Origin of the sequence: Pimelobacter sp. 30-1 (genome assembly GCF_018831735.1) — a bacterium.
Taxonomy (GTDB): domain Bacteria; phylum Actinomycetota; class Actinomycetes; order Propionibacteriales; family Nocardioidaceae; genus Nocardioides.
In genome coordinates this window covers 417,261-439,373 of the sequence record NZ_NHTS01000010.1, presented here as the reverse complement: position 1 = coordinate 439,373, position 22,113 = coordinate 417,261, and the positions used below count along the sequence as shown (strand labels likewise).

The 22,113-nt window shown below is 73.0% G+C and carries 21 protein-coding genes; 9 read left to right on the top strand and 12 right to left on the bottom strand.

Features of this window, described 5'->3' with window-relative positions; all coding sequences use genetic code 11:
• Positions 1–4: 4 nt before the first annotated feature.
• Positions 5–421 (bottom strand): DUF5709 domain-containing protein, encoded by a 417-nt coding sequence (locus CCO04_RS23765; protein WP_215816625.1) that lies wholly within the window; start codon positions 419–421, stop codon positions 5–7.
• Positions 422–464: 43 nt separating this feature from the next.
• Between CCO04_RS23765 and CCO04_RS23760 the strand changes: the two genes are divergently transcribed.
• On the top strand, positions 465–1,100 hold the full coding sequence (locus tag CCO04_RS23760; protein WP_215816624.1) for a DUF4126 domain-containing protein: 636 nt from the start codon (positions 465–467) through the stop codon (positions 1,098–1,100).
• On the opposite strand, the gene CCO04_RS23755 is transcribed toward CCO04_RS23760, so the two are convergent.
• Positions 1,083–2,240, bottom strand: a complete 1,158-nt coding sequence (locus CCO04_RS23755) for an ROK family transcriptional regulator (protein WP_215816623.1) — start codon at positions 2,238–2,240, stop codon at positions 1,083–1,085. The two genes, CCO04_RS23760 and CCO04_RS23755, sit on opposite strands and share 18 nt — an antisense overlap.
• Positions 2,241–2,395: 155 nt before the next feature.
• Between CCO04_RS23755 and CCO04_RS23750 the strand changes: the two genes are divergently transcribed.
• From CCO04_RS23750 to CCO04_RS23740, 3 genes are read left to right on the top strand one after another with little or no spacing between them, the layout of a single operon-like run.
• Positions 2,396–3,478 carry a substrate-binding domain-containing protein gene (locus tag CCO04_RS23750; RefSeq protein WP_215816622.1) on the top strand — a complete coding sequence of 361 codons (1,083 nt, stop codon included), beginning with the start codon at positions 2,396–2,398 and terminating at the stop codon, positions 3,476–3,478.
• Positions 3,478–4,290 carry an ATP-binding cassette domain-containing protein gene (locus CCO04_RS23745; protein ID WP_215816621.1) on the top strand — a complete coding sequence of 271 codons (813 nt, stop codon included), beginning with the start codon at positions 3,478–3,480 and terminating at the stop codon, positions 4,288–4,290. The genes CCO04_RS23750 and CCO04_RS23745 overlap by 1 nt, the downstream gene beginning before the upstream one ends.
• A 2-nt stretch (positions 4,291–4,292) precedes the next feature.
• Positions 4,293–5,555, top strand: coding sequence for a sugar ABC transporter permease (locus tag CCO04_RS23740; protein WP_215816620.1), 1,263 nt, complete (start codon positions 4,293–4,295; stop codon positions 5,553–5,555).
• 18 nt (positions 5,556–5,573) lie between these two features.
• Here CCO04_RS23740 and CCO04_RS23735 read toward each other — a convergent pair whose 3' ends face one another.
• The 5 genes from CCO04_RS23735 to CCO04_RS23715 all read right to left on the bottom strand — a co-directional run bounded on the left by CCO04_RS23735 (position 5,574) and on the right by CCO04_RS23715 (position 14,093).
• Positions 5,574–8,117 carry a bifunctional FO biosynthesis protein CofGH gene (locus CCO04_RS23735; protein WP_215816619.1) on the bottom strand — a complete coding sequence of 848 codons (2,544 nt, stop codon included), beginning with the start codon at positions 8,115–8,117 and terminating at the stop codon, positions 5,574–5,576.
• Positions 8,118–8,212: 95 nt separating this feature from the next.
• The gene (locus CCO04_RS23730) at positions 8,213–9,472 is read right to left on the bottom strand and encodes a hypothetical protein (RefSeq protein WP_215816618.1); all 1,260 of its coding nucleotides are present in this window, start codon (positions 9,470–9,472) and stop codon (positions 8,213–8,215) included.
• An 85-nt stretch (positions 9,473–9,557) separates the two neighbouring features.
• Positions 9,558–11,714, bottom strand: a complete 2,157-nt coding sequence (locus CCO04_RS23725) for an MMPL family transporter (RefSeq protein ID WP_215816617.1) — start codon at positions 11,712–11,714, stop codon at positions 9,558–9,560.
• Positions 11,715–11,907: 193 nt separating this feature from the next.
• The gene (locus CCO04_RS23720; protein ID WP_215816616.1) at positions 11,908–13,056 is read right to left on the bottom strand and encodes an acyl-CoA dehydrogenase family protein; all 1,149 of its coding nucleotides are present in this window, start codon (positions 13,054–13,056) and stop codon (positions 11,908–11,910) included.
• The gene (locus CCO04_RS23715; RefSeq protein WP_215816615.1) at positions 13,056–14,093 is read right to left on the bottom strand and encodes an LLM class F420-dependent oxidoreductase; all 1,038 of its coding nucleotides are present in this window, start codon (positions 14,091–14,093) and stop codon (positions 13,056–13,058) included. Before CCO04_RS23715 ends, CCO04_RS23720 begins: the two co-directional genes overlap by 1 nt.
• 160 nt (positions 14,094–14,253) lie before the next feature.
• Here CCO04_RS23715 and npdG point away from each other — a divergent pair, with 160 nt between their 5' ends.
• Entirely contained in the window at positions 14,254–14,967 is a 714-nt protein-coding gene (gene npdG / locus CCO04_RS23710) for an NADPH-dependent F420 reductase (RefSeq protein WP_215816614.1), read from the top strand.
• On the opposite strand, the gene CCO04_RS23705 is transcribed toward npdG, so the two are convergent.
• The 5 genes from CCO04_RS23705 to CCO04_RS23685 are packed head-to-tail and all read right to left on the bottom strand — an operon-like array spanning position 14,942 to position 18,716.
• Positions 14,942–15,964, bottom strand: coding sequence for a hypothetical protein (locus CCO04_RS23705; protein ID WP_215816613.1), 1,023 nt, complete (start codon positions 15,962–15,964; stop codon positions 14,942–14,944). The genes npdG and CCO04_RS23705 overlap by 26 nt on opposite strands.
• Positions 15,957–16,502 carry a SigE family RNA polymerase sigma factor gene (locus CCO04_RS23700; protein WP_252373730.1) on the bottom strand — a complete coding sequence of 182 codons (546 nt, stop codon included), beginning with the start codon at positions 16,500–16,502 and terminating at the stop codon, positions 15,957–15,959. The genes CCO04_RS23705 and CCO04_RS23700 overlap by 8 nt, the downstream gene beginning before the upstream one ends.
• A gap of 59 nt (positions 16,503–16,561) precedes the next feature.
• Positions 16,562–17,128: a YbaK/EbsC family protein gene (locus CCO04_RS23695; protein ID WP_215816612.1), complete on the bottom strand. Its 567-nt coding sequence runs from the start codon at positions 17,126–17,128 to the stop codon at positions 16,562–16,564.
• A gap of 29 nt (positions 17,129–17,157) precedes the next feature.
• Positions 17,158–17,508: a hypothetical protein gene (locus tag CCO04_RS23690; protein WP_215816611.1), complete on the bottom strand. Its 351-nt coding sequence runs from the start codon at positions 17,506–17,508 to the stop codon at positions 17,158–17,160.
• Positions 17,505–18,716, bottom strand: coding sequence for a PspC domain-containing protein (locus tag CCO04_RS23685; protein ID WP_215816610.1), 1,212 nt, complete (start codon positions 18,714–18,716; stop codon positions 17,505–17,507). The genes CCO04_RS23690 and CCO04_RS23685 overlap by 4 nt, the downstream gene beginning before the upstream one ends.
• 144 nt (positions 18,717–18,860) lie before the next feature.
• Here CCO04_RS23685 and CCO04_RS23680 point away from each other — a divergent pair, with 144 nt between their 5' ends.
• The 4 genes from CCO04_RS23680 to CCO04_RS23665 are packed head-to-tail and all read left to right on the top strand — an operon-like array spanning position 18,861 to position 22,091.
• Positions 18,861–20,162, top strand: a complete 1,302-nt coding sequence (locus tag CCO04_RS23680; RefSeq protein ID WP_215816609.1) for an ATP-binding protein — start codon at positions 18,861–18,863, stop codon at positions 20,160–20,162.
• On the top strand, positions 20,155–20,814 hold the full coding sequence (locus CCO04_RS23675; protein ID WP_215816608.1) for a response regulator transcription factor: 660 nt from the start codon (positions 20,155–20,157) through the stop codon (positions 20,812–20,814). Before CCO04_RS23680 ends, CCO04_RS23675 begins: the two co-directional genes overlap by 8 nt.
• A complete protein-coding gene (locus CCO04_RS29980) occupies positions 20,811–21,701 on the top strand; it encodes a M15 family metallopeptidase (RefSeq protein WP_215816607.1) in 891 nt (296 codons plus the stop codon). Before CCO04_RS23675 ends, CCO04_RS29980 begins: the two co-directional genes overlap by 4 nt.
• Before the next feature lie 30 nt (positions 21,702–21,731).
• Complete coding sequence (locus CCO04_RS23665; RefSeq protein ID WP_215816606.1) at positions 21,732–22,091, top strand: hypothetical protein; 360 nt, start codon at positions 21,732–21,734, stop codon at positions 22,089–22,091.
• The last annotated feature ends 22 nt before the right edge of the window (positions 22,092–22,113 follow it).

Below are 22,113 nucleotides of genomic sequence, written 5' to 3'. Positions count from 1 at the left end.
GCTGCTAGCGCTCCTCGTCGTCGGGGATGACGTGGACGGCGGCCTCCTCCGCGCTCGCCGCGGCGCCGTCGATACCGACGTCCTCGGCGACGAGGTCCGGCTCGAGGCCGTCGCCGGCGCCCGCGTCGGGCTCGACCAACCGGCCCGCGCGCCGCTCGCCCACCTCGGTACCGGCCTCGTCGGCGTCGTGGGGGAGTCCGTCGTCGTCGGCGTCCGGCGCGGAGCCGCCCGCCTCGTCGGGCACCTCCTCGGCCAGCCGATCGGCCAGCGGCCGGTCGTGGGTCTGCTCCCAGGGCGTGGTGCCGTAGCGCTGGGCGGCGGAGTACCTCTCCGGCGGCGAGTAGCCGCGGTCGAGCTCGTCGTCGACGTCATCGCCGAGCAAGGTGTCCTCCGGGGGCAGCTGCGGATCGCTGGTGGTCATGAAGGTGCGGTACCCGGAGGTCGCGAAGACCTACGCTGAGCCCGTGGAATCAGTCGCCCTGGCGTTCTCCTCGGGATGGGCCAGCGGGATCAACAGCTACCTGGTCGTGCTCGTGCTCGGCCTGGCGGACCGGTTCGGCTCCTTCGCCTCGATCCCGGACGTGCTGGGGAGGTGGGAGGTGCTGGCGGTCGCCGCGGTGCTCTACGCCTTCGAGTTCGTCGCCGACAAGATCCCGTACGTCGACTCGGCGTGGGATGTCGTCTCGACCGCGATCCGCCCGCTCGTGGGCGGCGTGGTGGGCGTGCTGATCGCGGGCGACTCGGCGTCGATCAACGAGCTCGTGGGCGGGGTGGTGGGCGGAGGCAGCGCGCTGGCGTCGCACTCGGTCAAGACCGGCACCCGAATGGCGGTCAACACGGTGCCCGAGCCGTTCAGCAACATCAGCATCAGCGTCGGTGAGGACGTCGCCGTGCTCGCCGTGGTGTGGTTCGCGATCGAGCACCCCTATGCCGCCGCGTCGATCGCGGCGGTGCTGCTGGTGGCGGGGCTGGTACTGCTGTGGCTCGCCTGGCGCACGGTACGACGGGGTTGGTTGCGGTTCCGCGCGTGGCGCGAGCGCCGGGCCGGCCGCACCGGCCGGGTCGAGGGCGCCGGGGTGGGCTCAGGGGGCGAGCAGTAGCTCGGTGCTCTCGGCGGCGAGCAGCAGCGAGCCGAGCAGGCTCGCCCGCTCGCCGAGCGCGCTCGCGGCGACGGTGGTCTGGGCGACCGGGTCCAGCGCGTGGCGGCGCAGCCCCATGCGCACCGACTCGAGGATCAGGTCGCCGGCCTGGGCCATGTCGCCGCCCAGGACGACGATCGCGGGGTTGAGCAGGTTGACCACCGCCGCGAGGCCGCGGCCGAGGTGGAGCCCGGCGTCCTCGAAGGCGCGGCGCGCGGACACGTCCCCGTCGTGGGCGGCAGCCACGATCTGCTCGAGCGTGGCGCCCGGCAGCTGGCCCCCGATGAGCGCCTGGATCGCCTCGACCGACGTGTAGGTCTCGAGGCACCCGCGACTGCCGCAGCGGCACAGGGGGCCGTGCTCGTCGACGGTGAGGTGGCCGAGCTCGCCGGCGCTGCCGGAGGAGCCGCGGAACAGCTGGTTGGCGATGATGATGCCGGCGCCCACGCCTGAGGAGATCTTGACGAAGACGGAGCTGTCGTGGCCGCGGGCCACGCCGATCCGATGCTCGGCCAGGGCGCCCAGGTTGGCGTCGTTCTCGATCTGGACGGCGGTCCCGAAGGTCTCGCGGGCCGCGGCGCGGGCGTCGACCCCGCGCCAGCCGGGCAGGATCGCGGCGCTCTGGATGACGCCGTCGGTCACCGGACCGGCCAGCCCGAGCCCGACCTGGCGCAGCACGGTGCCCGCGGGGTGGAGCCGGTCGACCATGGTCCGGGCCAGGGCGAGCGCCTCGCGGTGCCCGAGGTCGGGGTCGATCGGGCAGCGCTCCTCGGTGAGCAGCCGTCCGGTGACGTCGCCGATCGCCACGGCGAGGTGGCGGTGGCCGAAGTCGACGCCCGCGACGACGCCGGCACCGAGCGACATCCGGACCGCGGAGCCGCGGCGTCCGCTGCCCGCCTCGGTGTCGACCAGGCCGGCCTGGCTGAGGTCGCGGACGATATTGGAGACCGTGGCCGGTGCCAGACCGGTGGCCCGGGCCAGCTCGGCCTGGGTGAAGGCCCCGTCGGTGGCCGAGGCGTCGCGCAGGGCGTGCAGCACGCGACGCTGGTTGGCTGTCCGCAGGGACGCGGTCGAGCCAGGAGCGGCTGCGGACGAGGACATGGGCACACTGTGCCGGGGTGAGCCGAGAATGGTCAAGAACGGAACGCAAATCGTCGATCGATGCTCGATCGAGTCGTTTTGTGTTCAAGTCTTGACGACAACGATGTGACCCATGACACTCGAAGGCATCCATCGGAGCCGTCGAGGAGAAGTCCATGTCCACCCTGGTACGACGCGTCGCAGCCCTCAGCGCTGCCCTGTTCCTCGGTGCCACCGCGCTCAGCGCGTGCGGCGCCAACGACACCAAGAGCGGAGGCGACAGCGCGACCATCGCCCTCCTGCTGCCCGAGACCAAGACCACCCGCTACGAGGCCCACGACCGCCCCCTCTTCGAGGCGAAGGTCAAGGACCTGTGCAGCGACTGCAAGGTCCTCTACTTCAACGCCGACCAGGACGAGAAGAAGCAGGCCCAGCAGCTCACCAGCGCGCTCGACCAGGGCGCGGACGTCGTCGTCCTCGACCCGGTCAACGGCAAGACCGCGGCCGGCATGGTCGACGAGGCCAAGGGCCAGGACGTCCCGGTGGTGGCCTACGACCGGTTCATCGAGAACGCCGACTACTACATGTCCTTCGACAACGAGACCGTCGGCAAGATGCAGGCGCAGGCCCTGGTCGACGCGATGGGTGACAAGGGCAGCATCCTGATGCTCAACGGCGCCCCCTCCGACCCCAACGCCGCGCAGTTCAAGAAGGGCGCGCACAGCGTGCTCGACGGGAGCAAGGTCACGATCCTGGCCGAGTACGACAACCCCGACTGGAGCCCCGACAACGCCCAGAAGTGGACCACCGACCAGATCAACAAGTTCGACGCGAGCAAGATCCAGGGCGTCTACGCGGCCAACGACGGGCAGGCCGGCGGTGTCGTCGCCGCCCTCACCGGCGGCGGGGTCGCTGCGGACAAGCTGCCGCCGATCACCGGTCAGGACGCCGAGATCGCCGCCCTGCAGCGCATCGTCGCCGGGGAGCAGACCATGACGATCTACAAGCCGATCAAGATCGAGGCCGAGACCGCCGCCGAGGTCGCGGTGGCGCTGGCCAAGGGGGACGACGCGCCCGCGAAGACGGCGACCGGGATCGACCAGAGCGAGTACGAGAGCGTGCCGTCCTACATCTTCACGCCGATCGTGCTGACCGCTGAGAACATGAAGGACACGATCATCGCCGACGGCTTCTACCAGGTCTCCGACATCTGCACCTCCGACTACGCCGCGGCCTGCGCCGAGGCCGGCCTGTCCTGATGACGCTCACCGCTCCGGTGGCACCGGCCGGCGACACGGGCGAGGTCGTCCTGTCGCTGGCCGGGATCCACAAACGGTTCGGCGCGGTCCAGGCCCTCACGGACGTGGGCCTCACCGTCCGCGCCGGTGAGGTGGTCGCCCTCGTCGGCGACAACGGCGCGGGGAAGTCGACCCTGGTCAAGGTGATCTCCGGCGTCTACCAACCCGACGCCGGGCAGGTCGAGTTCGAGCAGCGCCCGGTCGTCATCGGCGGCCCGGCGGGTGCCCAGGCGCTCGGCATCGCGACCGTCTTCCAGGACCTCGCGCTGTGCGACAACCTCGACGTGGTGGCCAACCTCTTCCTCGGCACCGAGCACCGCCGGGGCCTGCTCCTCGACGAGGTCTCGATGGAGCAGCAGGCGTGGCGGCTGCTGCGCTCGCTGTCCGCCAAGATCCCGTCGGTACGGATCCCGGTCGCCTCGCTCTCGGGCGGGCAGCGGCAGACCGTCGCGATCGCCCGCTCGCTGGTCGGCGACCCGCGCGTGGTCCTGCTCGACGAGCCGACCGCGGCGCTCGGCGTGGCCCAGACCGCCGAGGTGCTCAACCTGGTCGAGCGGCTGCGCGACCACGGGCTCGGCGTGATCCTGGTCAGCCACAACATGGCCGACGTCCAGGCGGTCGCCGACCGGATCGTCGTGCTCCGGCTGGGGCGCAACGTGGCGGAGTTCGCCGCCGAGGAGGCGACGACCGACCAGCTCGTCGCCGCCATCACCGGCGCGTCGGACAACGTGGTCGCCCAGCGGGCGGCGCGTCGTACGGAGGGACGGGGATGACGATGACCGGCACGAGCGAGGCGACGGGGACGAGCGAGCCGCCCCGCCCGAGCGACGCCGAGGACGAGCGGCTGATCCGGGCGGTCTCGCCGTCCGACTACCTGCGCCAGGGATGGGGCAGGGTCCGCGGGGGCGACCTCGGGATGATGCCGGTGGTGCTCGGGCTCATCGTCATCTGCGCGGTGTTCTACGCCTACGAGCCGACGTTCCTGTCGTCGCGGAGCCTGGTGTCGATGCTGCTCTACGCCGCTCCGGTGGGCATCATCGCGCTCGGCATCGTGGTCGTCCTGCTGCTCGGCGAGATCGACCTCAGCGTGGGCTCGGTGTCCGGGTTCTGCGCGGCGATCATGGCGGTCCTCGTGGTCAACCAAGGACACGCGCTGTGGCTCGGCATCGCGGCCGCGCTCGGGGTGGGCGCGCTGATCGGCGTCGGCTACGCGACCCTGTACGTGCGCGTCGGCGTGCCCAGCTTCGTGTTCTCGCTCGCCGGCCTCCTCGCCTTCGAGGGAGCCCTGCTGTGGGTGCTCGCCGACGGCAGCATCAACATCCCGCGCGAGTCCGGGCTGGCCCAGTTCGCCCGCAACAAGTTCCTGACCGACGCCCAGGCCTACACCCTGGTCGCGGTCGTCGTGCTCTGCTACCTCGGCTCCCGGCTGTGGACGATCCGGCGGCGCCGCGCCGCCGGGCTCACGCCCCCGAACCTCGTCGCCGTGCTCCTCAAGGCGGCCCTGCTCGGCGGCGGCCTCGGCTGGCTCACCTACTACCTCGGCATCGCCCGGGGCTGGGGCTACCTGACGGTCCTGTTCGCCGTGCTGGTCGTCGTCCTCGACCTGCTGCTGCGCAAGACCCGCTGGGGACGCCACCTGTTCGCGGTCGGGGGCAACAAGGAGGCCGCGCGCCGGGCCGGCGTCCGGGTCGGGTGGACCTACTGCTCGGCGTTCGTCCTCTGCTCGGCGCTCGCCGCCCTCGGCGGACTGCTCGCCGCGGCCCAGCTGACCTCCGTGTCGCAGGACAGCGGGACCACCGACACCAACCTGACCGCGATCGCCGCGGCGGTGATCGGCGGCACCAGCCTGTTCGGCGGCCGGGGCTCGGCGTACGCCGCACTGCTCGGGATCCTCGTGCTGCAGGCGATCGAGTCGGGGCTCAACTTGATGAACGTGGACTCCGACATCCGCTACATCGTGACGGGCGGGGTGCTCCTGCTCGCCGTCACGATCGACTCGGTGGCGCGGCGGGCCCGGTCGAGCTCGGGCCGGGGCTAGCGGGCCCGACCGGCCGGATCAGGCGCGGGTGGGCAGCCCGTACAGGGTGGTGCGCTCGTGGACCGGCCGGTCGATGCCGGCGCCGATCTCGACGAGCTCCTCGACGGTCTTGGCCGAGCCGTGCTCGGAGCCGGCCATGCGGGAGATGGTCTCCTCCATGAGCGTGCCGCCGAGGTCGTTGGCGCCGGCGTTGAGCATGGCGCGGGTGCCGTCGATGCCGAGCTTGACCCACGAGGTCTGGATGTTGTCGATCCGGCCGTGGAGCAGGATGCGGGCCATCGCGTGCACGGCGAGGTTGTCGCGCAGCGTCGGGCCGGGGCGAGCCACGCCGGCCAGGTAGATCGGGGCCGAGGTGTGCACGAAGGGCAGCGGCACGAACTCGGTGAAGCCGGTGCTGCCGTTCTCGCGGGCGGTGTCCTGGACCCGGGACAGCACGCGCAGGTGACCGACCCAGTGCTTCGGGTTGTCGACGTGGCCGTACATCATCGTCGAGGTCGTCGGCAGGCCGATGCGGTGGGCCGTGGAGACGATCTCGATCCAGGTGCGGGCGGGCAGCTTGCCCTTGGTGAGCACCCAGCGGACCTCGTCGTCGAGGATCTCCGCGGCGGTGCCGGGCAGCGAGCCGAGGCCGGCCTCGCGGGCCTTGATCAGGAAGTCCTCGACGGACAGGCCGGTCCGGGCGGTGCCGTTGACGACCTCCATCGGTGAGAAGGCGTGGACGTGCATGCCGGGCACGCGCTGCTTCACGGCCGCGGCGATGTCGAAGTAGGCCGAGGCGGGCAGCTCGGGGTCGATGCCGCCCTGCATGCAGACCTCGGTGGCGCCGAGGTCCCAGGCCTCCTGGGCGCGGTCGGCGACCTCGGCGTAGGACAGCGAGTAGGCGTCGGCGTCGGTACGCCGCTGCGCGAACGCGCAGAACCGGCAGCCGACGTAGCAGACGTTGGTGAAGTTGATGTTGCGGTTGACCACGTAGGTGACGGCGTCGCCGACGGTCTCGCGGCGCAGGTCGTCGGCCAGGGCGACCACGGAGCGCAGCAGGTCGCCCTCGGCGGTCATCAGGGTCAGCGCGTGCTCGTCGGACAGGTTGCCCGGGTCGGCCTCGGCCGCGCGCAGGGCGGCCCCGCCCTCGGCGTGGAGGACGGCCGGAGCCCCGGTGCGCGCGGCGGCCTCGCCGACCGCGGCCCAGTCGCCGTAGACCGAGCCGAAGTCGCTGCGCCGGTCGTCGGTGCGGCCCTCGGTGTCGACGGCCTCGTGCAGGTCGGTACGGCCGCGGCCGTGGTCGGCGTCGAAGCCGCCGTCGGGCTCCTGCCAGGGCAGCCCGGTCGGGCGGACCTCGGGGATCGCGAGCCCGTCGGGACCGGCCAGGGCGGCGACGTGGGCGTGGACGCGCGGGTCGATCCAGGCCTCGCCGCGCTGGAGCGAGCCGGTGACGTACTCGGGGTGCACGGTCAGCCGGGCGCGCAGCTCGAAGCCGCAGGTCTGCGAGATCGAGCGCAGCCGGTCGAGCGAGGGCCAGGGCCGCTCGGGGTTGACGTGGTCGGGGGTCAGCGGCGAGACGCCGCCCCAGTCGTCGACGCCCGCGCCGAGCAGCGCCCGGCACTCGTCGAGGTCGACGAGGTTGGGCGGGGCCTGGATCCGCGCCTTGGGCCCGAGCAGCAGCCGGGTGACCGCGATCGCGGCGCGGTACTCGGCCAGGTCGAGGTCGTCGGCATGGCGCATCGCCGTGTCGGGCTTGGCCCGGAAGTTCTGGACGATGACCTCCTGCACCGCGCCGTAGGCACGCTGGGTGGCCCGCAGGGCGAAGATCGTCTCGGCCCGCTCGGTCAGGTCCTCACCGATGCCGACCAGCAGGCCGGTGGTGAACGGGATGCCGAGCCGGCCGGCGTCCTCGAGCACCCGCAGCCGGACCTCGGGGTCCTTGTCGGGGGAGCCGAAGTGGGCCAGTCCCTTGGTCTCGAACAGCCGCCGCGACGTGGTCTCGAGCATCATCCCCATCGAGGGGGAGACCGGCTTGAGCCGGTTGAGCTCCTCCCACGACATCACGCCGGGGTTGAGGTGCGGCAGCAGCCCGGTCTCCTCGAGCACCCGCACCGCCATCGCCCGGATGTAGGCCAGCGTCGAGTCGTAGCCCTGCTCGTCGAGCCAGGCCTGCGCCTCGGGCCAGCGGTCCTCGGGGCGATCGCCGAGCGTGAAGAGCGCCTCGAGGCAGCCCAGCTCGGCGCCCTGGCGGGCGATGTCGAGGATCTCGTCCGGCGACAGGTACGGCGCCCGCCCCTCGCGCGCCGCCTGGCCCGGCGTCTCGACGAACGTGCAGTAGTGGCAGCGGTCGCGGCACAGCTTGGTGATCGGGATGAACACCTTGGGTGAGTACGTCACCACCCCGGGGCGCCCGGCCGCGACCAGGCCCGCGTCGCGGACCTTGGCAGCGGCGGCGGTGAGCCGGTCGAGCTCGTCGCCGGTGGCGGCGAGCAGGGCCGTCGCCTCGGCCACGTCGAGCGCCGCGCCGCGCTCGGCGCGCGCGAGCGCACGTCGTACTTGCTGGGGGGTGGGCGCCTCGGACATCCCCGCCAGGCTATCGGGTGGGTGTCCGTGGAAGAACGTGTTTCGCCCTGTGACCGGGACCGCCCGCCGACCCGTCCGCCCACCCGTCCGGCGGGCTAGTTCGGGAGCCGGGTGCGCAGCTTGCCGACGGTGGCCACGAACGCCCCGCGGTAGGACCCCGGGAAGCTCCACGTGACGACCTTGCCGCGCCCGCCCGGGGCGATCAGCACGGTGTCGGAGCAGCGGCCGCTGACGGCCAGGCAGTCGCCGCCGTTGCTGGTGTAGCGCGCGGTGATCCGGCTCAGGTCGGCGAAGCCCTCGTAGCGCAGCTCCCAGGCCCGGCAGCCCGGCGAGGCGGTGCAGCGGGTCTTCTTCCAGAAGATCCGGGTCGGCTGGGCGACCCCGCAGAGCTCGGCCTCGCTGGTCTTGACCGTGCCCCAGCCGTAGGTCACCTGGGTCTGCGCCTGGATGCACCCGCGCTGGCCGCCGGCCTTGGTGTCGACCTCGGCGGAGGTGCCGCTGAGCGGCTTCCAGGCGCCGGCGCCACCGGTGTTGAGGACGACCTCGCCGCCGCTCGCCTCGGGCGGGGTGAAGGTGAACTGCACGGCGCGGTACGCCGAGCGGGCCTGTCCCTGCGGCGCGGCCGGAGCCTCGGCGTAGCACTCGTCGAGCTTCGCGACCGCCTCGTCGCGGCCCGCGGGCGGGTCGTCGGGGACCAGCGAGGCGGCGAAGTAGGAGCCCATCGTCTCGCTGCCGATGTCGTCGAGGCAGCCGGTGTCGGCGATCTTCCACTGCTCGCCGACCTGCTTCTCCCAGTCGTCGGAGCAGTCGAGGACGCTCTCGTAGAAGGCCTCGGCGTCGTCGGTGCGCCAGGTGCCGGTGTAGGTCCAGTCGTCGCCGTCGCGCTCGACCAGGCCACGCTTCTCGAGCTCGCCGGAGCGCGCGTCGCGGATCAGGTCGTCGGCCGCGCAGTCGAGCTGGGCGGCGTCGACCCACTCCGGGGCCTCGACGCCGTCGGCGATGGCGCTCGCGGCGGCCTTGTCGGCGGCGCTGAGCGGGCCGAAGCCGAGGCGTCCGGTGAAGTACGCCCACCCGCCGGTCCCGGCGCCGGCCACGAGCAGCAGCACCACGGCGAGCCCGACGAACAGCGGCCAGCGGCGCTTGCGCGGCGGCGGCCCGGGCGGCGGACCCCAGCCCGGAGGCGGCGGACCCCAGCCCGGAGGTACCGGCGGCGGTGCCTGCGGAGGCCCGGACGGGGGTCCGGACGGGGGCAGGGCGGTGGGCGGCTGCTGCGGCGGTCCGGAGGGCGGCGGTCCCGTGGGCCGGCCCCCGACCGGCGTGGTCGGCCACCCCTGCTGTCCGTGCGTACCGCTCATCTGCTCACTCGTCCCTGTTTCCCGGTGTCCACCGACCCGTACGGCGGACACCGCGGGTCAGGCTAAGGCATAGCCACCCTTCCCCTCAGTCGAGCGCGGGAACCTTCTCGGGCGCCGGAGCCGGCGGCTCGGGTGCCGACGGCGGCCGGCGGTCGAGCCGGCTCGGCCACCAGATCCGCCCGCCGAGGTCGAGGTTGAGCGCGGTGACGAGCACGGAGCGGACGATCATCGTGTCGAGCAGGACGCCCAGCGCGACCGCCACCCCGAGCTCGGCGAGGAACACCAGCGGCAGGGTCCCGAGGGCGAGGAAGGTGGCCGCCAGCACCAGGCCGGCCGAGGTGATCACGCCGCCGGTCGAGGACAGCGCGATGAGCGAGCCCTTGCGGGTGCCGTGGGTGATCGTCTCCTCGCGGACCCGGGTCATCAGGAAGATGTTGTAGTCGATGCCCAGGGCGACCAGGAAGACGAACGCGAACAGGGGGAACCCGGGATCGGCCCCCGCGAAGCCGAGGACGTAGTCGAACAGCAGGGCCGAGATGCCCAGCGCCGCGCCGAACGACAGGACGACGGTCGCCATCAGCAGCAGCGGTGCCAGCAGTGCCCGGAGCAGCAGCACCAGGATCAGGAACACCACCACGAGCACGATCGGGATGATCAGCTTGTTGTCGTGGTCCGCGGCGATCTTGGTGTCGAGGTAGACGGCGGGTCCGCCGCCGACCAGCGCATCGGCGCCGGCGACCTTGCCGACGGCGTCCCGGGTGGCCTCGACCAGGTCGAAGGCGGCCGGCGAGGCGATGTCGACGCTGACCGCGGACTCGAACCAGGCCCGGCCGTCGCCGAGGGGACGGACCGGCGTGGGCGCGCCGAGGCCGTCGACACCGGCGACCGCCGTACGGACGGCGTCGATGCGGTCGTCGTCGGCGACCACCTGGACGGTCACGGAGTTGTCGGCCAGGCCGTGCGCGGACATGAGCTTCTGCGCGGTGACCGAGTCGATCTCGCCGGTCACCGACTCCTCGGTGGTCAGTCCGGTCGCGTCGAGCTTGAACAGGCCGAGGCAGGCGATGAGCAGCAGCCCCGTGGTGACCACCCACACCGCACGCGGACGCGGGGCGATCCGGGCGCCGACCCGCGCCCACAGGCCGTGCGCGGTCGGCTCGTCGGAGGCGAAGGACGGGCGCTTGGGCCAGAAGATCCAGCGCCCGACGATCACCAGGAGGGCGGGCAGCAGCGTGATCATCGTGAGCAGGGTGACCACGACGCCGACCGCGAGCACCGGGCCGAGGCTGGCGGTGGAGTTGAGGTCGGCGAAGACCAGGCAGAGCAGGCCGACCGCCACGGTCGCGGCGCTGGCGACCAGGGCCGGGGTGGCCCGGTGCAGCGCGAACGCCATCGCCTCGTGCCGGTCCTCGTGGCGGCGCAGCTCCTCGCGGTAGCGCGCCACCAGGAGCAGGGCGTAGTCGGTGCCCGCACCGATGCACAGGATGCTGAGGATGTACTCGCTCTGGTCGTTGACCGTCAGGTCGGCGTACCTGGCCAGGAGGTAGACCACGCCGCGCGACATCATGTAGGCGAGCGCGGCGCACAGGATCGGCAGGATCCAGAGGATCGGGCTGCGGTAGGTGAGCAGCAGGATCAGGATCACCACGCCGAACGTGATCATCAGCAGCTGCACGTGCGAGCCCTCGAAGGACTCGGCGAAGTCGGAGGCCTGGCCGCCGAAGCCGCCGACGTACGTCGTGACGCCGTCGATCTTGGCGATGTCACGGACCTTCTTCGCGCTGGCGGGGACCTTGGCCCAGCCGCCGTCGCCGAAGTTGAAGTTGAAGAACGAGTAGGCGACCTCGCCGTCCTCGGAGATCAGTCGCGGTGCCGGCTGCCCGGACGCCGCGAGCGCCTCGGCGCCGTGCGGCGTGAGCACGCCGGTCTCGGTGACGCCGGCGACCTGGGCGATCTCCTTGGCCTGGGCGTCCATCGCGTCGAGGTCGGCCGGGGTCAGCCCACCCTTGCGGTGGTAGACGACGAGCGTCGGGATGTCGTTGGGATCGAGGTCGGTCGACAGCTCGTCGGCGACGCGCGAGGACTCCGCGGAACCGGGCAGCCAGGACGAGGCCTGGTTGTCCTTGACGTCGGCCAGCTTGCCGCCGAGGAACCCGAGGCCCCCGGTCAGCAGCAGCACGACGACCAGCACGACCCACTTGGTGACGGGGCCGGTCAGCCTTCCGGCGATCTGACGGTGCATGGCGCTCACTCTCCCCAGGGGTTCGGTGCATCGGCATCGGGATTCATCCGGATCCGACCCTGAGATCCGCCCTGAATCATCGGTGCGCGGGAACTCTTCACCCTGCGCGCGAGCGCCCGCCGTCCAGAAGACACGCGACGGCCCCAGGATGTGACATCCCGGGGCCGTCGAGCAGGCTCAGTCTTGGGGAAATTCAGAGGCCGAGGAACCGGCCGATGATCTCCTTCTGGATCTCGGTGGTGCCGCCGTAGATCGTCTGGATGCGGGTGTCCGCATAGGCCTTGGCGATGGGGTACTCCATCATGTAGCCGTAGCCGCCGTGCATCTGCAGGCCCTGGTCGACGATCTTCTTCTGCAGCTCGGTGGTCCACCACTTCGCCATCGAGGCGAGCGAGGTGTCGACCTGGCCGGCGTTGAGCAGCTCGACGCAGTGGTTCACGAACGTGCGGGCGATGTAGGCCTCGGTCGCCATCTCGGCCAGGACGAAGCGGGTGTTCTGGAACTTGCCGATCGGCTTGCCGAACGCCTCGCGGCTCTTGACGTAGTCGAGCGTCATGTCGAGCACGGCCTCGATGGCCGCGATCGCGATCGTCGCGATGGAGACCCGCTCCTGGGGGAGGTTCTGCATCAGGTAGACGAAGCCCTGACCCTCCTCGCCCAGCAGGTTCGCCTTGGGGACCATGACGTTGTCGAAGCTGAGCTCCGCGGTGTCCTGCGCCTTGAGGCCGAGCTTGTCGAGGTTGCGGCCGCGGGTGAACCCGGCCATGCCCTCCTCGACGACCAGGAGGCTGATGCCGTGGGCACCGGCGTCGGGGTTGGTCCGGGCCACGACGATCACCAGGTCGGCGTGGATGCCGTTGGTGATGAACGTCTTGGAGCCGTTGAGGACGTAGTGGTCGCCCTTGTCGACGGCGGTGGTCCGGATGCCCTGGAGGTCGGAGCCGGCGCCGGGCTCGGTCATCGCGATGGCGGTGACGATGTCGCCCGAGACGGTGCCGGGCAGCCAGCGGGCCTGCTGCTCGTCGTTCGCGAGGGCGACGAGGTAGGGCACCGTGATGTCGTTGTGCAGGGCGAAGCCGAGGCCGCTCGCGCCGACCCGGGTGATCTCCTCGGTGAGGACCATGTTGTAGCGGAAGTCCTTGATGCCGGGGCCGTCGTGGGCCTCAGGGACGTCGAAGCCGAGGAGACCCGCCTGGCCGGCCTTGCGCCAGACCTCGCGGTCGACCATGCCGTCCTTCTCCCACTGCTCGTGGTGCGGCACGACCTCGCGCTCGAGGAACGTGCGCGCGGTCGCGCGGAAGTCCTCGTGCTCGGTCTCGAGAATGCTGGGACGCTCGGGCATCAGCTCACCCACTCCTTGATCTGTGCGATGGTCGCGGCGGGGTCGTCGCTCGCGGGGGAGACGGACAGGTTCGTGACGCCGGACTCCTTGAAGGCGGCGATCCGCTCCTGGACGTACGACGCGGGGCCGACCAGGTTGCCGGCCTCCAGCCACTCGAGCGGGACGAGGGCCTCGGCCTCCTTCTTCTTGCCCGAGAGGTAGAGGTCCTGGATCTCCTTCGCCTCCTTCTCGAAGCCGTACTCGCAGGCCAGCTGGTTGTAGAAGTTCTTGTCGCGCGCGCCCATGCCGCCCACGTAGAGGGCGTAGAGGGGGCGCATGAAGTCGAGCAGCGCCTTGGTCTCGGGGCCCTCGCCGATGGCGACCATGCCGCCCGCGGAGATCTGCAGCGGGCCGAGCTCGGCCGAGCGCTTCGCGGCGCCGCGGGCCAGGGACGCGCCCCAGACCTCCTGGGCCTTCTCGGGGTAGTAGAGGAAGGGCAGCCAGCCGTCGGCGACCTCGGCGGTCATCGCGACGTTCTTGTCGCCCAGCGCGGCCACCCACAGCGGCAGGTCGGCGCGCTCGGGGCGGTTGAGCAGCTTGAGCGGCTTGCCCAGGCCGAGGCCCTGGCCCTCGGGGAGCGGGACCTGGACGGTCTTGCCCTGGTAGTCGAGGCGCTCGCCGCGCAGGCCCATCCGCAGCACCTCGATGACCTCGCGGGTGCGGGTCAGCGGGCGGTCGTACGGGAGGCCGTGGAAGCCCTCGATGACCTGGGGGCCGGAGGCGCCGAGGCCGAGCACCGCGCGGCCGCCGGAGACGTTGTCGAGGCCGGCCGCGGTCTGCAGCAGGGCGCCCGGCGTACGGGAGAAGACGTTGAGGATGCCGGCGCCGATCTCGACCGTGTCGGTCTTGGCGGCCAGGTAGCCCATCAGGGTCGGCGCGTCGAAGCCGTAGGGCTCGGCCACCCAGATGGTGTCGAGCCCGGCCTTCTCGAGGGCGACGACCTGGTCGGCCGACTCGCGCGGGTTGCCCGCATAGACGAGGGGCATCGAGAGCTTCATGGAGGTCCCTTCTGGCCGTACGGCCGACGGTGACGGTCCCGGGCGCGAGGGGTCCCCGCCCGGCGGCACAACTGTGACAGTAACACTGTCACGATGCAACGGTTGCTGTCGATGAGACGACGACAGGACGCGCCGTTCGCGACGTGATAGGAGGAGACACGTGACTTCCGAGAACTCTTCTGCCGAGACGCCCCGCTACACCGTCGCCGTGATCGGCGGGACCGGCCCGCAGGGCAAGGGCCTGGGCTACCGCTTCGCCCGCCACGGCCACGACATCGTGCTCGGCTCCCGGGCCGCCGAGAAGGCCGAGACCGTCGCCGCCGAGGTCAGCGAGCGGCTCACCGGCCTGCCCGGTGCCGGGACCGCCCGCGGCGCGGCCAACGCCGACGCCATCGCCGCCGCCGACGTCGTCCTGCTCGCGGTGCCCTACGACGGCCACGACGACCTCGTCACCTCCCTGGCCGAGGCGCTCGCGGGCAAGACCGTGATCTCGTGCGTCAACCCGCTGGCCTTCGACAAGCGCGGCGCGCACGGTCAGGTCATCGACGCCGGCGAGGGCTCCGCCGCGGAGTCCGCGGCCCGCATCGCGCCCGAGGCCACCGTGGTCGGCGCCTTCCACAACGTCGCCGCCCCCGCCCTGTGGGGCGCCGATGACTTCCTCGACGAGGACGTCATCGTGGTCGGCGACTCCGTCGAGGGCAAGCAGGTCGCGATCGACCTGGCCGCCTCGGTCACCGGCCGTCCCGGCATCGACGGCGGCAAGCTCCGTCTCGCGCGGGTGCTGGAGCCGTTCACCGCGGTGCTGATCTCGATCAACCGCAAGTACAAGACGCACTCCGGCATCCGGGTCACCGGCCTCGACGCGCCTCACTGACCAGTCGGTCCACGATCGGTGCGGCAGCCTTGCCCGGCTGCCACACCGATCCGGTCATCGGGTCGACCAGGTAGGGGCCGTCGGCGCACTCGGCCGTGATCTCGATCGGGTCGTCCCAGGCGCTGAGCCCGACGATCCGGACGTGCGGCGGCGGGCAGCCGCGGTAGACGTCGGGCGGGGCGCCCGTGAAGGCGGCCATGTCGGTGCGGAGCACGGCGAGGTCGTCGGCCGGGATCGCGGCCCGGCCGCTACCGACGCAGAGCACCGCGACGGCGAGGTCCTCGGCCCGGGCGACGCCCGGGCCGGACCGCTGGTCGGGCGTCTTGTCGACGCAGGTGAGCGCGGCCGCGTCGGGGGCGGACGGGGGAGCCAGCCGCTCGCGCTGGGCCCGCAGCAGGGTGCCGAACCGGTCCCACACCTCCTGCGAGCCGACCCGCACGACGCCGCCGACGGCGACCTCGCGGCAGCCGTAGAGCCCCGCGTCGGCGACCACGGTCGACCCGTCCGGGTAGGCGAACGCGAGCTGGAAGCCGGGCCCGAGCTCGAGCGTGCACGCGGCGTCGGCCGGCTGCTCCGCGAGTCCGTTGATCGTCGCGGCCAGGTCGTCGACGTCGGTCACGAGGGCGTCGCGGGGGACCGCGACCGGCGTACCGCCGCCGGGGCAGAGGCGGACCGAGGTGGCGCCGTCGGGGACCTCGCCGGGCCCGTCCTGGGTCCGGGCGTCGACGGGCTGGGCCGGGCAGGCGGGGGCGTCCAGCGGCGAGGCCGCCACGCGGTCCGCGCCGCGCTCGGGACCGGACCCGCCGTTCACCACGGCGACCACGCCGGCCACCGCCAGCACGGCCGCGGCGCTGCCGCCCGCGACGAGGACGGTCGTGCGCCGGGCGCGGCGGGCGATCCGCCGGGCGCCGTCCGCTCGTCCGGGTGCCGGAGGCGGGGAGGGCACGGCCTCGGCCAGCCCGTCGCGCAGCCGGTCCTGCTCGGTCTCGTCATTCATCGCCGGGCTCCTCTCGTCGTAGGTGGGGAGAGGAGCGCAGGGTCGTCAGGGCTCGCGAGCACTGGCTCTTGACCGTGCCGACGCCGATCCCGAGGGCGGCGGCGGTCTGCTGCTCGGTGAGGTCCTCGAAGTAGCGCAGGACCACGACCGCCCGCTGCCCGCGCGGCAGCCGCCCGAGCGCGGAGACCAGGTCGTTGCGCGCGTCCCGGTCCTCGCTCGCCGCGGCCCGCTCGGGCAGGTGCTCGGTCGGTCGCTCGGCACGCCACTTGCGGCGCCACCAGGAGACGTAGGTGGTGTACATGACCCGCCGCACGTAGGCCTCGAAGCCGTCGGGCCCCACCCGGGACCAGGCCCGCCAGGACTTCGCCAGCGCCGTCTGGACCAGGTCCTCGGCGAGCTGGTGATCGGTCGTCAGCAGCCACGCCGAGCGCCACAGCGCGTCGCCGCGGGCCACGACGAACGCGTCGAACGCGCCCTCGTCGTCCGCACGGACCACCGCGTCGTGGGCCATCGGGTCCTCCACCACCGTTCGCTCCATCGGCACTCCTCTCACCCACCAGAAGCGGGTGGGGGTGCCGGAAGGTTGTCAGCCGGTGGTCAGCCGGCCAGACCGTCGACGACCTCGGCCCCGGGGGCCTGCGCGAACAGGTGCCCCGGCACGAGGAGCTTGGAGCGGCGCAGCCCCGAGCCGATCACGGCCAGCGCCATCTCCGGGACCCGCGCGTCGACCAGCAGCCGCCAGCCGGACGGCAGCCCGACGGGGGTGATCCCGCCGTACTCCATGCCGGAGTCGGCGACCGCCCGCTCCAGCGGCAGGAACGACGGCTTGCGCACGTCGAGCAGCCGCTTGACCGTGTGGTTGACGTCGGCCCGGGTGTCGGCCCGGACCAGGCACGCCGCGACCCGCTCCTCGCCCTCGCGCTTGCCGGCGACGAGGACGCAGTTGGCGCCCGCCGCCATCGGTACGTCATAGGCGGCGCTCATCGCCGCCGTGTCGGCCAGGTCCGGGTCGATCTCGACCACGGCGATCGCCGCCGCCCCCGGCCAGGCGGCGAGGGCGGCGGCGACGGGGGCCGCGACGAGGTCCGGTCGCTCCAGGGCGGGCAGCGAGGTCAGACCGGGGAGCTGCGGGAGCTCGGGGTGCTCGGGAGGGGCGGCGCTCATGGCGCCATCCTGCCCGGTCGGGCTCGCGGCTACTGCCAGCCCTGGACCCGGGTGCCGTAGCCGTGGTGGTCGTAATGGTTGTCGTAGTCGTAGCCGCCGGGGTCCGGGTCGTCCGGGTGCCGGCGCCCGCGCAGGACGGTGGCGACCAGGCCGGCCGCACCGGCGGCGAGCCAGGGCAGCGAGAGGATCCAGCCCGTGTCGGCGATCTTGACCGTCTCGCTGGCCACCAGCGCCCACACGCCGACCAGGCCGACGAACGCGACCCCCATCACCAGGTGACCGGTGTTGACCGGGTGCCAGCCGGAGCGGCGCGGCGCGGCGGGCTCCGCGGTGATCGGCTCGGTGGCGGGCTCGCCCGGCTGCTCGTCGAAGATGCTCATGCTGCGCTCCGGAACTCGATCTGGCCCAGCTTGAGCTGAGCGTCCACGGTCAGGGTGGGGTCGTCGGGGCGGGTCAGGTGGCCGCCGCGGCCCTCGTTGCCCTGGTTCTTGCCGAACATGAGCACCTCGCCGGCGTCCACGTCGCCGGTGGCCTCGATGGTCAGGCCCTCCTTGGGCACGATCACCTCGATGTGGCCGACGTCCAGGTCGAGGTCGAGGGTCCGACCGTCGAGGTTCTCGAGGTCGGTGACCTTGCGCAGGTCGATGACGATCTCACCGACCCCGAGCTCGTAGGACGACTTCAGCTGCGACGACTCGGTGATCGGGGGCTTGGTCTGGCCCATCTCGAGCCGGTCGACGGTGGCGGTGGCGGCCGTGGCGACGGCGGCGACCAGCCCGATCAGGATGAGTCCGCCCGCCCGGCCGTAGAAGGCGCCCACGAGGAGCATCACGCCGACGACGCCGAGCACGGTGGCCGGGTAGACCGACGGCAGCACGTCCGCGCCGGCCAGGTCGATCGTGGCGACGATCCCGACCGCGAGCGCGGTGAGCGCGAAGGTGAAGGGGAAGAGCAGCGGGCCGCGCTTGCGGGGGTTCGCCGGGCGCCGCGGCGGGGGCGGCGGCGTCGGCCGGTACGACGAGTAGGTCGCCGGGTAGCCGGCCGTCCCCGGGGCCGGCGGGGGCGGCGGCGGCACCGGCGGTCCGGTGCGCAGCCAGGGGTGGGTGCGCCCGGACTTGGCGGCGTTGCGCCCGCCGAGCACCACGATGAGCACCAGGCCGGCCGCCATCAGGGGCCAGGGGAAGTCCGGTCCGCCGACGGTGTCGCCGATGACGGCGGCGACCGCGACCACGCCGGCCACCACGAGGGCCGCCGTGCGCACGCCCTCGTCGAGGCGGATCACCGTGTCCTCGGTGCCCTCCTCGGGGACCAGGAGCCAGCCGACGGCGTACAGGATGAGGCCGCCGCCACCGAAGAACGTGAGGACCACGAACGCCACGCGCACCAGCAGCGGGTCGATGTCGAGGTGCCGGGCCACGCCGGCGGCCACGCCGGCCACCTTGCGGTCGTCGCGGCTGCGGCGCAGCCGGGCCAGGTCCCGGACCTCGTCGCGGGTCACGCGCGGTCCGGTGTCGCCGGGTTCGCGCGGTTCGCGGGGCTCGCCGTTCGGGCCGGTGGGCCCGGATGCGGTGTCGGTCGGTGCGTTCATGTGCTCCAGCCTGGTGGTTCGGGACGGTCCACACCATCGGGGACCGCCCTGATCCTCGCCCATCACCCCGGGGGCCGGGTCAGGGTCGGGTCAGGGTGCTTCCCCCTGCTGGTGCGCCACCCGCTGTGTGACGATGGAGGCATCATGAGCAGCACTGCCAGCATGCCCGCACCCCCGGTGCCGGCCCCCGCCCCGGCGCGCGACGTCCGCCGCGCCTGGCGCGACCTGCGCGAGCCGATGATCGGCGGTGTCGCGGCCGGCCTGGCGGCGCACCTGGGCGTCTCGGTGCTGTTCGTCCGGGCCGCTTTCGTGGTGGCCACGTTCATGGGCGGCGCCGGCGTCATGGCGTACGCCGCCCTGTGGGTGCTGATGCCCGCCGGCCCCCCGCCCGAGGTGCTCGCGCCCGGCCTCGAGAGCGCGCTGCGCGGCGGGCGCCGTCCCGGCCGCCGGGGCCGCCGGTTCTCCGACATCGGACCGGTCGTCACGCTCGCCGTGCTCGGTGTCGGCCTGGTCTTCGCGACCGGCGCCGTGCTCGGGACCGGCTGGTGGATCTGGCCGCTCGCGATCGCCGTCGTCGGCGTCGCCCTGCTCTGGCGCCAGGCCGACGAGGCCCAGCGCGAGCGCTGGCTCGACGCGACCGGCCGGATCGACCCGGCCCGGGTGGTCGTCGGAGGCGGCGGTTGGGCCGCCTGGGCCCGGATCGCGGCCGGCGTCGGCCTGGTCGTGGTCGCGCTCGTGCTCTTCGTGCTCCGCGACGCCTCGCTCGCCGTGGCCCGCGACGCGACCCTCGCCGTCCTGCTGGGCCTGGTCGGTCTGGTGATCGTCCTCGGCCCGTTCGTCTACCGGCTGATGGCCGACCTGAGCACCGAGCGCGAGGAGCGGGTCCGCACCCAGGAGCGCGCCGACGTCGCCGCCCACCTGCACGACTCGGTGCTCCAGACCCTCGCCCTGATCCAGAAGAACCCCGCCGACGCCGCCCGCCTGGCCCGCGCCCAGGAGCGCGACCTGCGCGCCTGGCTCTACGCCGGGGAGTCGATCGACGAGACCAGCGTCGCCAGCGCGCTGCGCGCCGCCGCCGCCGAGATCGAGGACGCCTACGGCATCACCGTCGACGTCGTCGCGGTCGGCGACTGCGACTTCAGCGAGCACGCCCGCCCGATCGTCCAGGCCGCCCGCGAGGCGACCACCAACGCCGCCAAGCACGCCGGCGTCCCGCGGGTCGACGTCTACGCCGAGATCACGCCCGCCGGGATCGACGTCTTCGTCCGCGACCGCGGCGCCGGCTTCGACCCGGAGGCGACCCCGGAGGACCGGCTCGGCGTACGGCGCAGCATCATCGACCGCATGGAGCGCCACGGCGGCCGCGCCGAGATCCGCTCCGCGCCCGGCGAGGGCACCGAGGTGCGCCTGCACCTCGACCACACCCCCAAGGAGAGCAATGAGTGAGCCGGTGCGCGTCGTCGTCGTCGACGACCACGCCATGTTCCGCCGCGGCGTCAGCGCCGAGCTCGGGTCGACCGGCGCGGGCCGGGTCGAGGTCGTGGCCGAGGCCGCCGACGTCGACGAGGCCGTCGCCGCGGTCACCACGCACCGCCCGGACGTCGTCCTGCTCGACGTGCACCTGCCCGGAGGCGGTGGCGTCGAGGTGATCCGCCGGGTCAACGACTCCGAGGTGCGCTTCCTCGCGCTGTCGGTCTCCGACGCCGCCGAGGACGTCATCGGCACCATCCGCGGCGGCGCCCGCGGCTACGTCACCAAGACCATCACCGGCCCCGAGCTGGTCGACGCGATCGCCCGGGTCTCCGACGGGGACGCCGTGTTCTCCCCGCGCCTGGCCGGCTTCGTCCTCGACGCCTTCGCCGGCGCCGGGATCTCCGCCGACCTGGCCAGCGTCGACGAGGACCTCGACCGGCTCACCGAGCGCGAGCGCGAGGTGATGCGGCTCATCGCCCGCGGCTACTCCTACAAGGAGGTCGCCAAGGAGCTCTTCATCTCCATCAAGACCGTCGAGACCCACATGTCGTCGGTGCTGCGCAAGCTCCAGCTCTCCTCGCGCCACGAGCTGACCCGATGGGCCTCGGACCGGCGGCTGCTGTGAGGCGACGGGCCGCGCTCCTCGTCGCGGTCCTGCTGCTCGGCGCCTGCGCCGAGACCCCCGCGCCGGCCCCCGCTCCCGCTCCGCCGCCCAGCGCGACGCCCACACCCACGCCCACACCCACGCCTGCCCCCACGCCTGCCCCCACGCCTGCCCCCACGCCCACCGGGCCGGCTGCGCCGGCGTACTCCGACTGGGAGCTGGGCGTCCACGTCCTGCCCCGCACGGCCCAGGGCTTCGGCGAGATCCGGCCCACCCCGAAGCCGCTGCGGCACCGGCGCTACCCGACCGCAGACCTGCTCCCGCCGCCGGCCGACGGCCGCTTCCACTCCTCGATCGGACCGGTCACGCCGGCCATCCGGCAGCGCATGGGCGAGACCTGGTCACCCGCCTGCCCGGTCGGGCTCGACGACCTGGCCTACGTCACCGTCTCGTTCCGCGGCTTCGACGGCGCGGCGCACACCGGCGAGCTGGTGCTGGCCGAGGACCAGGCCGCCCCGGTGGTCTCGGTGTTCCGGGCGCTGTTCGCGGCGGACTACCCGATCGAGGAGATGCGACTGCCCACGACCGCCGACGTCGAGGCGCCGCCGACCGGCGACGGCAACGACACCGCGGCCCTGGTCTGCCGGGCGACCCGCGGGGCGGCGTCCTGGTCGGCGCACGCCTACGGCCTGGCGCTCGACCTGAACCCGTTCCTCAACCCGTACCACCAGGGGGACGTCGTGCTGCCCGAGCGCGCGTCGGCGTACCTCGACCGGAGCCGGACCCAGCCGGGCATCATCCACGCCGGCGACCTGGTGGTGCGCGAGTTCGCCCGGATCGGGTGGAGCTGGGGCGGTTCGTGGAGCTCGCTGAAGGACTACCAGCACTTCACCGCGACCGGTCGCTGAGCGGGGCCCCCGACTGGATAGGGTGCGCCCATGGAGACCCTGCGCCTGATCCTGCTCATCCTCCACATCCTCGGCTTCGCCGCGCTGATCGGTGGGCTGCTGGCGCAGGCCGGGCCCGGTGACAAGAAGGTCACCGGCGTGATGCGCGACGGCGTCGGCACCGCCTTCCTGGCCGGCCTGCTGCTCGTCGGCGTCCTCGAGGGCACCGACGGGGTCACCGTCAACCACGCCAAGATCGCGGTCAAGCTCGTCATCGGCCTGATCCTGCTGGTCCTGGTGATGGCCAACATGCGCAAGGCCAAGATCCCCAACGGCCTGTGGGCCGGGCTGCTCGTGCTCGCCGTGGCCGACGTCTGCGTCGCCGTCCTCTGGTCGCCCGTCCACAGCTGACGCCGCGCGGCGCCACCGGCCG

Coding starts and splice junctions, on each gene's coding strand:
- CCO04_RS23675 (WP_215816608.1), top strand. CDS start 20,155: ATGAGTGAGCCGGTGCGCGTCGTCGTCGTCGACGACCACGCCATGTTC.
- CCO04_RS23695 (WP_215816612.1), bottom strand. CDS start 17,128: ATGAGCGCCGCCCCTCCCGAGCACCCCGAGCTCCCGCAGCTCCCCGGT.
- CCO04_RS23690 (WP_215816611.1), bottom strand. CDS start 17,508: ATGAGCATCTTCGACGAGCAGCCGGGCGAGCCCGCCACCGAGCCGATC.
- CCO04_RS23740 (WP_215816620.1), top strand. CDS start 4,293: ATGACCGGCACGAGCGAGGCGACGGGGACGAGCGAGCCGCCCCGCCCG.
- CCO04_RS23715 (WP_215816615.1), bottom strand. CDS start 14,093: ATGAAGCTCTCGATGCCCCTCGTCTATGCGGGCAACCCGCGCGAGTCG.
- CCO04_RS23720 (WP_215816616.1), bottom strand. CDS start 13,056: ATGCCCGAGCGTCCCAGCATTCTCGAGACCGAGCACGAGGACTTCCGC.
- CCO04_RS23700 (WP_252373730.1), bottom strand. CDS start 16,502: ATGGAGCGAACGGTGGTGGAGGACCCGATGGCCCACGACGCGGTGGTC.
- CCO04_RS23725 (WP_215816617.1), bottom strand. CDS start 11,714: ATGCACCGTCAGATCGCCGGAAGGCTGACCGGCCCCGTCACCAAGTGG.
- CCO04_RS23735 (WP_215816619.1), bottom strand. CDS start 8,117: ATGTCCGAGGCGCCCACCCCCCAGCAAGTACGACGTGCGCTCGCGCGC.
- CCO04_RS23730 (WP_215816618.1), bottom strand. CDS start 9,472: ATGAGCGGTACGCACGGACAGCAGGGGTGGCCGACCACGCCGGTCGGG.
- CCO04_RS23765 (WP_215816625.1), bottom strand. CDS start 421: ATGACCACCAGCGATCCGCAGCTGCCCCCGGAGGACACCTTGCTCGGC.
- CCO04_RS23665 (WP_215816606.1), top strand. CDS start 21,732: ATGGAGACCCTGCGCCTGATCCTGCTCATCCTCCACATCCTCGGCTTC.
- CCO04_RS23750 (WP_215816622.1), top strand. CDS start 2,396: ATGTCCACCCTGGTACGACGCGTCGCAGCCCTCAGCGCTGCCCTGTTC.
- CCO04_RS23755 (WP_215816623.1), bottom strand. CDS start 2,240: ATGTCCTCGTCCGCAGCCGCTCCTGGCTCGACCGCGTCCCTGCGGACA.
- CCO04_RS23705 (WP_215816613.1), bottom strand. CDS start 15,964: ATGAATGACGAGACCGAGCAGGACCGGCTGCGCGACGGGCTGGCCGAG.
- CCO04_RS23680 (WP_215816609.1), top strand. CDS start 18,861: ATGAGCAGCACTGCCAGCATGCCCGCACCCCCGGTGCCGGCCCCCGCC.
- CCO04_RS23685 (WP_215816610.1), bottom strand. CDS start 18,716: ATGAACGCACCGACCGACACCGCATCCGGGCCCACCGGCCCGAACGGC.
- CCO04_RS23745 (WP_215816621.1), top strand. CDS start 3,478: ATGACGCTCACCGCTCCGGTGGCACCGGCCGGCGACACGGGCGAGGTC.